At 69.9% G+C, this 9,145-nt stretch carries 11 protein-coding genes; 6 read left to right on the forward strand and 5 right to left on the reverse strand.

Going from position 1 to position 9,145, the window contains the following annotated elements; translation table 11 throughout:
* Positions 1–131 precede the first annotated feature (131 nt).
* Positions 132–596 carry a hypothetical protein gene (locus tag G5C60_RS51380; protein ID WP_206440898.1) on the forward strand — a complete coding sequence of 155 codons (465 nt, stop codon included), beginning with the start codon at positions 132–134 and terminating at the stop codon, positions 594–596.
* Positions 597–634: 38 nt separating this feature from the next.
* Here the strand turns inward: G5C60_RS51380 and G5C60_RS47555 are convergent, their stop codons facing one another.
* The 3 genes from G5C60_RS47555 to G5C60_RS47565 all read right to left on the reverse strand — a co-directional run bounded on the left by G5C60_RS47555 (position 635) and on the right by G5C60_RS47565 (position 3,199).
* A complete protein-coding gene (locus G5C60_RS47555) occupies positions 635–1,219 on the reverse strand; it encodes a hypothetical protein (protein ID WP_165270014.1) in 585 nt (194 codons plus the stop codon).
* Between the two features lie 233 nt (positions 1,220–1,452).
* The gene (locus G5C60_RS47560; RefSeq protein WP_165270016.1) at positions 1,453–2,196 is read right to left on the reverse strand and encodes an ABC transporter permease; all 744 of its coding nucleotides are present in this window, start codon (positions 2,194–2,196) and stop codon (positions 1,453–1,455) included.
* Entirely contained in the window at positions 2,189–3,199 is a 1,011-nt protein-coding gene (locus tag G5C60_RS47565; RefSeq protein ID WP_165270024.1) for an ABC transporter ATP-binding protein, read from the reverse strand. Before G5C60_RS47565 ends, G5C60_RS47560 begins: the two co-directional genes overlap by 8 nt.
* A 15-nt stretch (positions 3,200–3,214) precedes the next feature.
* Between G5C60_RS47565 and G5C60_RS47570 the strand changes: the two genes are divergently transcribed.
* Complete coding sequence (locus G5C60_RS47570; RefSeq protein ID WP_165270026.1) at positions 3,215–3,787, forward strand: TetR/AcrR family transcriptional regulator; 573 nt, start codon at positions 3,215–3,217, stop codon at positions 3,785–3,787.
* A gap of 221 nt (positions 3,788–4,008) precedes the next feature.
* On the opposite strand, the gene G5C60_RS51385 is transcribed toward G5C60_RS47570, so the two are convergent.
* A complete protein-coding gene (locus tag G5C60_RS51385) occupies positions 4,009–4,425 on the reverse strand; it encodes a hypothetical protein (RefSeq protein WP_206440897.1) in 417 nt (138 codons plus the stop codon).
* A 416-nt stretch (positions 4,426–4,841) separates the two neighbouring features.
* Between G5C60_RS51385 and G5C60_RS47580 the strand changes: the two genes are divergently transcribed.
* Positions 4,842–5,753 carry a sulfite exporter TauE/SafE family protein gene (locus tag G5C60_RS47580; protein ID WP_165270018.1) on the forward strand — a complete coding sequence of 304 codons (912 nt, stop codon included), beginning with the start codon at positions 4,842–4,844 and terminating at the stop codon, positions 5,751–5,753.
* Between the two features lie 150 nt (positions 5,754–5,903).
* Here G5C60_RS47580 and G5C60_RS53450 read toward each other — a convergent pair whose 3' ends face one another.
* Positions 5,904–6,026, reverse strand: a complete 123-nt coding sequence (locus tag G5C60_RS53450; RefSeq protein ID WP_277611489.1) for a hypothetical protein — start codon at positions 6,024–6,026, stop codon at positions 5,904–5,906.
* Between the two features lie 147 nt (positions 6,027–6,173).
* Here G5C60_RS53450 and G5C60_RS47585 point away from each other — a divergent pair, with 147 nt between their 5' ends.
* The 3 genes from G5C60_RS47585 to G5C60_RS47595 all read left to right on the forward strand — a co-directional run.
* Positions 6,174–7,352 (forward strand): extracellular solute-binding protein, encoded by a 1,179-nt coding sequence (locus tag G5C60_RS47585; protein WP_241267594.1) that lies wholly within the window; start codon positions 6,174–6,176, stop codon positions 7,350–7,352.
* Positions 7,349–8,302, forward strand: coding sequence for a carbohydrate ABC transporter permease (locus G5C60_RS47590; protein ID WP_165270020.1), 954 nt, complete (start codon positions 7,349–7,351; stop codon positions 8,300–8,302). The genes G5C60_RS47585 and G5C60_RS47590 overlap by 4 nt, the downstream gene beginning before the upstream one ends.
* Positions 8,299–9,145: carbohydrate ABC transporter permease (locus G5C60_RS47595; RefSeq protein ID WP_165270022.1), on the forward strand; the 847-nt coding region annotated here is incomplete at its 3' end. The genes G5C60_RS47590 and G5C60_RS47595, both read left to right, overlap by 4 nt.

The following is a 9,145-nucleotide window of genomic DNA, read 5'->3' on the forward strand; positions in this document are numbered from 1 at the left end:
CCGCAAGGCCCACCCCCCCCGTGGCTACCTACTTACGCGGACGACTCCGTCACGAGCGCCCTCGTACGCGCCTACGTTCCGCCGCCCGAGGAGTGCACGCGGGCACTGGCCGTCCTGGAAAGGGAGGCCAGGTGACGACGTACGAGCCCAGACTTGGCGACACCGTCGAGGACACCGGCACCGGCAAGATCGGCAGGGTCATGGGGGTCGTCGGCTCGTACGTGCAACTGCGGCCCGTCGGCGGAGGCCGGGAATGGGACGCGCGGCCCGACAACCTGCGCCCCGCCCTCCTCAACCAGGCCCTGAGCGCAGGCCTCGCCCACGTCAACGCCCAGTCCAGAACGGGCGCGGCGGTGAAGGCGAACGCTCCGCTCCCCGCCCGCTCCTCCCGGACGGGACGCCCCGTCGCCGCAGCCGCGGGGAACCTGGAGACGCTGTCCGCCGAGTGCACTCTCGCCCAACGCCCCGACTACGCGCATCTGCACACCAGTTGCCGTCAGACCGAAGACGTACCCCTGCCACACTCCGTAGGGATTCTGCTGGTCCGCCGCTGTGCCTGCCCCTGCCACCCCTGGACCCAGCCGGAGGCGCCATGAACCTTCGCGTGCGCGTGTACCGACACTCGACGAACCGATCAGTTGAAGATGTCCAGGAGGTCCGGCCAGGAGCCGCCGTCGTCGTTGGCGGGGCGGGCCCGCATCGGGCGCGGCTCCGGGTAGGTTGCCGCTGCGGCCCTCGCGCGGACGATTTCCGGCCCGCCGCACGCCGCGACCGCGAAGGCGCCGAAAACCTTGGCGAACGCGACCGGGTCGCGAAACTCCACGCCGAACGCCCGGCCGTCCTGCAGCGGCACCCACACCACCCGGTCGAACCGTGCCCATTCCAGCACCGGCTGGTCGTCCGCGGTCGACCGCCCCTCCAGCCACAGCCGCGCCACGTGCAGCAGGTTCACCTTCTCCATCGGCAGCCGCTTGCGCCGTACACGCAGTTCACGCGTCGTCAGCGTGACCAGCTGATCCTTCTTCGAATACCAGACGACGCCGATCCCGCACGGCACCCACAGCAGGATCCCGATCATCGGCCACACCAGAGCGTCGCCCCACGATCGGAGCAGCCCGCCGTCCAACAGGGACAGGGCCCCGAAGACCAGAACCCACTTCGCCGTCATCCGCCAGAACCCAGTGCCCTGCCGGTAAAGGACCCGCCGCTTCCTCGTCATACCCGCACGCTATCCGCCGCCCCGCAGCTCCCACCAAAGCCAGCTGTCCGTCAAGGCCACTCAGCCTTCCCTGCGACACGACATGTCTGTCCTTTGACAGTCAACCCAGTCGCTTCGCCACTGAACCGAGTCCGCCCGACCGTACGCCGGCGCCGTGAGCTGCCGGATATGCGAGGCCATTGCCATCGTCCGTTGCCGTTGAGGACGACGGGTCGGCGATCCCGGCAACACACCTAAGCCGTACGCCGCTTGAACAGCGCTCCCGAAGCGGCCGCCGAGGCGGTGAGGATGCCCGTGCACCAGGCGAGCGCCACCCACCCCGTCGAGCCCACCGGCTGCCCGAGCAGCAGTTCGCGTACCGCCTCGATGACATGGGTGACGGGCTGGTGGGCGGCGAAGCCCTGGAGCCACGACGGCATGGTGTCGGTCGGCACGAAGGCGCTGCTCGGGTAGGGCAGGAAGCTCACGAAGAAGGTGAAACCCCCGGCTGCCTCGGGGGACTTGACGAGCAGGCCCACCGCGGCGGACAGCCAGGAGAGGGCCGCGATGTAGGCGACCAGGAGGCCGATCGCGGCGAGCCAGCCGCCCGGGCCGGCCGAGGGGCGGAAGCCGATCGCGAAGGCGAGCGCGAAGACCAGGGTGGTGGCGACCAGGTTCCGGGCCGTGGAGGCGAGGACGTGGCCCGCCAGGATGGGGGTGCCGCCGATGTCGAGGGACCGGAAGCGGTCGATGAGGCCGCCCTTGAGGTCCTCGGTGACGGCCACGGCGGTGCTGGCCGAGCCGAAGCCGGCGCACAGCAGCAGGACGCCGGGGACGACGTAAGTGACGTACTTCGTACCGGTGTTGATGGCTCCGCCGAAGAAGTACACGAAGATCAGGAGCAGCATCACCGGGAGCGCCATGGCCATCATCAGGGCGTCGACGTTGCGGCGGCTGAGCCGGACGGAGCGGCCGGTCATGATGAGTGCGTCAGACATGGCTGGGCTCCTGGTGTGCGGGCTGTGTCGGCTTCGTGAGGGTCAGGAAGACGTCGTCGAGGGTGGCCGTGTGCAGCGAGAACCGTTCGATGGCCGTGCCGTCGGGGTCCAACGCGTCGAGCAGCGCCCGCCCCTGGGGTGCACCGCCGTCGGTGAAGAAGCCCAGGGTGCGGGTCTCGGGCTCGCTGTACACCGCCTGTGACGCCAGGCGCAGATAGGCGGCCGGGTCGGTCAGGACGACGTCGAGGCGGTGGCCCGCGACGCGCCGCTTCAGCTCCTCGGAGGTGCCCTCGGCGACCAGCTCGCCGCGGTGGAGCACGGCGATACGGTCCGCCAGCCGGTCGGCCTCCTCCAGGTACTGGGTGGTCAGGAAGACCGTCGTGCCCCGTGCCGACAGTTCGCGCACCACGCTCCACAGCTCCTGGCGGCTGCGCGGGTCGAGGCCCGTCGTCGGCTCGTCCAGGAAGATCACTTCGGGTTCGCCCACCAGGGCCGCGGCCAGGTCGAGGCGCCGCCGCATGCCTCCCGAGTACGTCTTGACCAGGCGGTCGGCGGCGTCGGCGAGGTCGAAGCGGTCGAGGAGTTCGGCGGCCCGGGTGCGTGCGGCGGCGCGGGAGGTGCGGGCGCCGCCGTGGGCGCGGGCGAGCCGGGCGATCATCCGCAGGTTCTCCGCGCCGGTCTGCATCTCGTCGACCGCCGCGAACTGGCCGGTGAGGCTGATCGCGTGGCGGGCCCGGGCCCGCTCGGTGCGCAGGTCGTGCCCGGCGACTCTGGCGGTGCCCGCGTCGGCCTCGGTGAGCGTGGCCAGGATGCGCACGATGGTGGTCTTGCCCGCGCCGTTCGGGCCGAGCAGGGCGTGCACGGTGCCGCGCGGCACCGTCAGGTCGAGACCGCGCAGGACCTCGACCTTTCCGTAGGTCTTGCGGAGGCCGGTGGCCTCGATGGCGGGTGCGTCGGGATGTGCGTCAAGCCGGAGGCCCGAGCAGCGGTCCCGGGTACGCAGAGGGAGGCGACGCGGATGGCGGCGGCGGACGAGGACACCGGCCTGCCCGCGAGCCTCGCGACGGCCTGGGGTTTCAGAGCCCGCCCCTCGAAAGGGCCGAAGCCGGGGCTCAGCCTGGACCGCATCGTGGCCGCGGCGGTGGGCGTCGCGGCCGCCGAGGGCATCGGGGCGGTGTCGATGGGGCGCGTCGCCAAGGAGCTCGGCGCCTCGCCGATGTCGCTCTACCGGTACGTCGGCGCCAAGGACGAGCTCTACATCCTGATGCAGGAGGCGGTCACGCCCGCGCCCCCCGAACCGCTGCCCGACGGGGCCGGGTGGCGCGCGGGGCTGACCCGGTGGGCGCGGGCGCAGCGCGCGTTCTTCCACGAGAACCTGTGGCTCCTGCGGATCCCGATCTCCGGGCCGCCCGCGAGCCCGAAGTCGGTGGCGTGGATGGAGTGCGGCCTCGCGGCCCTCGACGGCACCGGGCTCGACGAGGGCACGAAACTCGGCGTGATCATGCTGGTCAGCGGCTATGTGCGCAACGAGGCGACGCTGATGTCCGACCTGGATGCCGCGTACACGGCGAGCGGCCACGCCCCCGGGTGAGGACGGCGCGCGGGACCGACGACTCTGTGAGGACGGAGGCGAGGATCAGCAGAACCGGCACGGCGAGCCCGGTCAGGGCGAGGGTGGCGCCGACCGCGAGGGGCGCGTCGAGGAAGGTCAGCGGAAGGCTCGCGAGGGTGAGGCAGGCGGCGGCTGCGGCCTGGCGGCGCCGGGGTGAGCCGCCGTGGCGCCATGCTCCGTAGGCCCAACCACCCACCAAATTAGTGCAGTTGGAGGCGAAGTAGAGCAGGGCTGCCGCGTCCGACGGCGTATGCGGCGACGGACACCTGCATCGCGCCGAAGAACACCCCGAGCGTGAGGCCGAGCGCGACCTGCCGCAGGAATGCGGAGCGGAGCAGGGCACGCCCGGCGTGCCGGCGTTCGGCGGGGCCTGCGAAGGGCGGCATGGTGCGGCCCTGGGCGGCGAGGGCGAGCCCGCCGGCGACGGCGTCCGCGACAGCGAACCCGCCGGTGACGAGACCTGCAGCGGCATACGACCCGGTGCGTGCGTGTACCAGCCAGACGATGCCGATGCCCGTCATGGCGATGCCCAGACGCCCGACAGCGGCGGGAAGGAAGAAGGCCGCGGCACCCGAAGTGCGCAGCAGGGTGCGATAGTTCGCCGAATCCGAAGGCACGACGCATCCCTTTCGCCGCCCGGCGGGACGCGCCACACGGGGTCGCCGGCGTCCGGATGTGCCGACCCGTGGCTGCGCCTGAAGTCGTCCAGTGGTGACGTGGAGCGGGGACGCGCACTCCACGCCGACTCCGTCACCGGGCAGATGTCATGCGGTAGTTGATGACCTCCTCGAGCGTAGAGGAACGGCGCGCAGAAACGAACAAGGGAGCAGTCACGGTCGAGCACGGCAGTGACGCCTGCCTCACTCGGTCTGACGACGATCGTGGAGCACAGCACCGTCGGGGTGTCGGAAGTCGCCCGACTCCAAGGCGTCTTCACATCGTTTTTAACCTCTTCTCAGCTTGAACCACTACCGTCGGCCCGTCGATCCCTACTGAGCCGGTAGGAAAGCTAGGAAAGACGGGACGGACTCGTATGCGCACCCTGGTACTGCTCGCCTTGGCGGGCCTCGGTGCCCAACTGGTCGATGGCAGCCTGGGCATGGCCTACGGCGTGACCTCGACCACCCTGATGCTCGCCATGGGCACCAACCCGGCCGCCGCCTCGGCCACGGTGCACCTCGCCGAGATCGGTACGACGCTGATGTCCGGCGCCGCGCACTGGCGGTTCGGGAACGTGGACTGGAAGGTCGTCGCCAGGATCGGGGTCCCGGGGGCGGTGGGCGCGTTCCTCGGCGCCACCGTCCTGTCCCGGCTGTCCACCGAGGTCGCCGAGCCGGCGATGTCGCTCATCCTGCTCGGGCTCGGGCTGTACGTCATGTCGCGGTTCACGTTCCGCGGCATGCCCAAGGGCAATCTCGGCAAGCCACTGCGCAAGAGGTTCCTGTCGCCGCTCGGAGTGGTCGCCGGGTTCCTGGACGCGACGGGCGGAGGCGGCTGGGGTCCGGTCGGTACACCGGCGCTGCTGGCCAGCGGCCGTATGGAGCCGCGCAAGGTGATCGGCTCCATCGACACGAGCGAGGTCCTGGTCGCGGTGGCGGCGAGCCTGGGTTTCCTCTTCTCGCTCGGTTCACAGGGCCTCGACTGGGCCTGGGTCGCGGCGTTTCTGCTCGGCGGGCTGATCGCGGCGCCGATCGCGGCGTGGCTGGTGCGGCTGGTTCCGCCGCGCGTTCTGGGGTCCGCGGTCGGGGGCGTCATCATCGTGACGAACGTTCGTACGCTGCTGAAGAGCGACTGGGTCGGCGCGTCCAGCTCGCTGAGCACCCCCGTCTACGTACTCCTGTACGCGCTGTGGGCCGCCGCCGTGACGTACTCGATCCGCGCCTACCGCAAGGAGCGGGCGGCGGAGGCCGAGTCCTCCGAGGAGCGACAGCCCGTCACGGCCTGAACCACGGGTCTTCGGTCCTCGTGCCCCTAAGGCATCACCACCGCTTCCTGTGCGCGCAGCTCGCCGGGCAGTCAATACTGCGCCCGGCGAGCTGTGCGACCTTGCGACCTTGCGACCTTGCGACCTGAGGGACGCGGTGAGCGCCCACGCTCACCGCGAGCGGTGCATCGCGAAGTGTCCGGCTCCGTTCCTCGACGCCGGGCAGCGGTGCGCGCGCAGCGCCGCCTTCGCGCCCAGGACCAGCATCCTGACGACCACGTTTCGTGTCTGCATGACGGGCTCCTCTTCGATACGGGGGCCGGGTATTTCCGACACCTTCAGACTGCTGCCGGGGCGGGCCCGCCAGTAGTGCCGAACCCGCATGTGCGCGCGTGGCGTTGTCACGTCCGCGGATGACATATGTCATGGACGGTTGCGTGAATGCCTGCGCGAACCGTTGACGGCGGAAGCGCTTCGACTCTACGGTCCGTCCGAATTCACGAGCACAGTTCGGCATTTCGGACAACCGAAGGGCGGGCGCCCGAGGTCGCGATCCTCCACCTGGCCAGGCTCGCCGGGTTCGGCCCCGGACGGCTCCTCGACCCCTTCGACCTGGACCTGCTGCGTGAACTGGGCGTCGGGACCGACCAGTTCCCCGAGGAAATCTTCAAGCGCGGCGCGGTCGACGGGCAGCAGTACGCCATCCCGCTCGACACCCACCCCATGGTGCTCTACTACAACACCGACGTCTGCGAGAAGGCCGGGCTGCTCGGCGACGGCGGCATCCTCCAACCCATCGGCAGCGCAAGCGAGTTCATGGACGCCCTGCGCGCGGCGAAGAAGGCCACGGGCGCGCCGGGGCTGACCTCCGAGACGACCGGACCCGACTGCGTCACACCCTGGCGGCTGTTCGCCACGTTCTACTCGCAGCTGGGCGGCACGGTCCTGTCCGCGGACGGCAAACGGCTCGCGCTCGACGACGCGAAGGCGCTGGAGATCCTCGAGTTCATGGCCCGGCTCACGGAGGAGGGCCTGATGGTGCGCCGCGTCGACTACCCCGGCTCCATCGGGGTGTTCAACGCCGGCAAGACCGCCTTCCACCTCAACGGCGAGTGGGAGGTGTCGACTTTCACCACCGCCAAGCTGCCGTTCTCCATGACCCGCGTACCGGCGCTCTTCGGCCGCCCCACCGCCCAGGCCGACTGCCACTCCTTCGTGCTCCCACACCAGGACGGCCGCCCGGGCGAGGCGAACGAGGCGGCCCACACCTTCGTCGCCTGGATGCTCAAGCACTCCGTGGACTGGGCGAAGGGCGGCCACGTACCCGCGTATCTGCCGACGCTGACGCGGCCGGACTATCTGGAGCTGGAGCCGCAGTCGGCGTACCGGTCGGTCATCGACGATGTGGTGCTCGACCAGCCGGCCTGGTTCGCGGGCTCGGCCTCGCCGATGTGGATCCAACTGGGCGCGGTCTTCTCGGGCGTACTCACCGGATCGCGCACCCCGTCGGGAGCCCTGCGCGAGGCGAAGAAGCGGCTGCGGAAGCTGCTCGACACGCCTGATCCGCTCGGCAGCGGTCCCGTCGGCGACGCGTTAGGCAGCGAAGGAGGTGCCGTATGACCACGACCACGACCACCACCGCGGCCACCGTCCCCGTCTCGGCGGGGCGACCGACGGCGAAACCCGTCACCGTCCGCCGCAAGTGGACCGAGCACGGCCTGGTGTTCATCGCCCCCTTCTTCCTCACCTACGCGCTCTTCCTGCTCTGGCCGCTGGTCTCCGGCGTCGGCATGGGCCTGCGCAGCGACAACATCACCGGCGAGGGAGGGGAGTTCGTCGGCTTCGACAACTACACGCAGGCCTTCCAGGACCCGGGCGTCTGGTCGTCGCTCTGGAACACGGTCTGGTTCACGATCCTGTCCACGGTCCCGCTGGTGCTGATGGGCCTGGTCTTCGCCCTGCTCTCGCACCACCTCCGTTTCGTCCAATGGCTGTGGCGCCTCTCCTGGTTCGCGCCCTTCCTCCTCCCCTCGGGCGTGATCGGCCTGCTCTTCCTCTGGGTGATCTTCCCCTCGGACTTCGGCTTCGCGGACCAGCTGCTCGCCTGGTTCGGCCTGCACCCGGGCATCGGCTGGCTGACGGACGAGCGGTACGCGATGCTGTCGATCGTGGCGGCCACCGTCTGGTGGACGGTCGGATTCAACTTCCTCCTCTACCTGGCCGCGCTGCAGTCGATCCCTCAACACCTGTACGAGGCGGCGGAGTTGGACGGCGCGGGAGCATGGCACAGACTGCGGCATGTGACTCTCCCGCTGCTGAGGCGCACGACGGGAGTGGTCCTGGTCCTCCAGATCCTGGCGTCGTTGAAGATCTTCGACCAGGTGTACATCATGACCGGCGGCGGCCCCGACGACTCGACCCGCCCGATCCTCCAGTACGTCTACCAGTCCGGCTTCACCGGCTACCGCATCGGCTACGCCTCCGCGGTCTCGTACCTCTTCTTCGCCCTGATCGTCATCGTGTCGCTGGTACAGCTGCGGTTGTCGCGGCGGAGTGGGGGGTCGGCATGAGTGCGTTGCTGTCAACTGACGAGAGCCGCAAGACCCGCTGGACCCCGGGTCGCTGGGTGATGCTGGCCGGTGCCCTGCTCCTGGCGGTGGTGTGGGTCCTTCCCCTGGCCTGGGCCCTGGCGACGTCCTTCAAACCGGAGGGCGAGGCGACGCGGACGCCCCTGCACTGGCTGGGGTCGCGCTTCACCTTCGAGGCGTACCGGAAGGTGTGGGAGGCGGGCGACATCGGCCGCTGGATGTTCAACACGGCCTACATCTCGGTGATGACGACGATCCTGACGGTCCTGCTGTGCGCGATGGCGGCGTACGGCTTCTCGCGCACGGAGTTCCGCGGTCGCAAGGTGCTGTACGCCGTCGTGATGGCCGGAATCATGGTCCCGCCCCAGGTCCTGATGGCGCCGTTGTTCGCGGAGATGGTCCAGCTCGGCCTGGTCGACACGTACTGGGGCGTGATCCTGCCCCAAGTCGCCGTCCCCGCCATGGTGTTCATCCTGGTCAAGTTCTTCGACGGCGTCCCCCGCGAACTGGAGGAGGCGGCCTTCGTCGACGGCGCGGGCCGCTGGCGCGTCTTCTGGACGATCGTGATACCCCTGTCCCGCCCTGTCCTGGCCGCGGTCGGCATCTTCACCTTCATCTCAACGTGGAACAACTTCCTCTGGCCGTTCCTGGTGACCACAGACCCCAACGGCATGACACTCCCCGTCGGCCTGGTCAACGTCCAGACGTCCTACGGCCTCCGCTACGAGCAGATGATGGCGTCGGTCGTCATCGCGGGGCTGCCCCTGCTGATCGTGTTCGCGCTGTTCCAGCGGCAGATTGTGCGGGGGGTGGCGCATACGGGGC

The sequence above is a fragment of the Streptomyces scabichelini genome (assembly GCF_011045015.1).
Taxonomy (GTDB): Bacteria; Actinomycetota; Actinomycetes; order Streptomycetales; family Streptomycetaceae; genus Streptomyces; species Streptomyces scabichelini.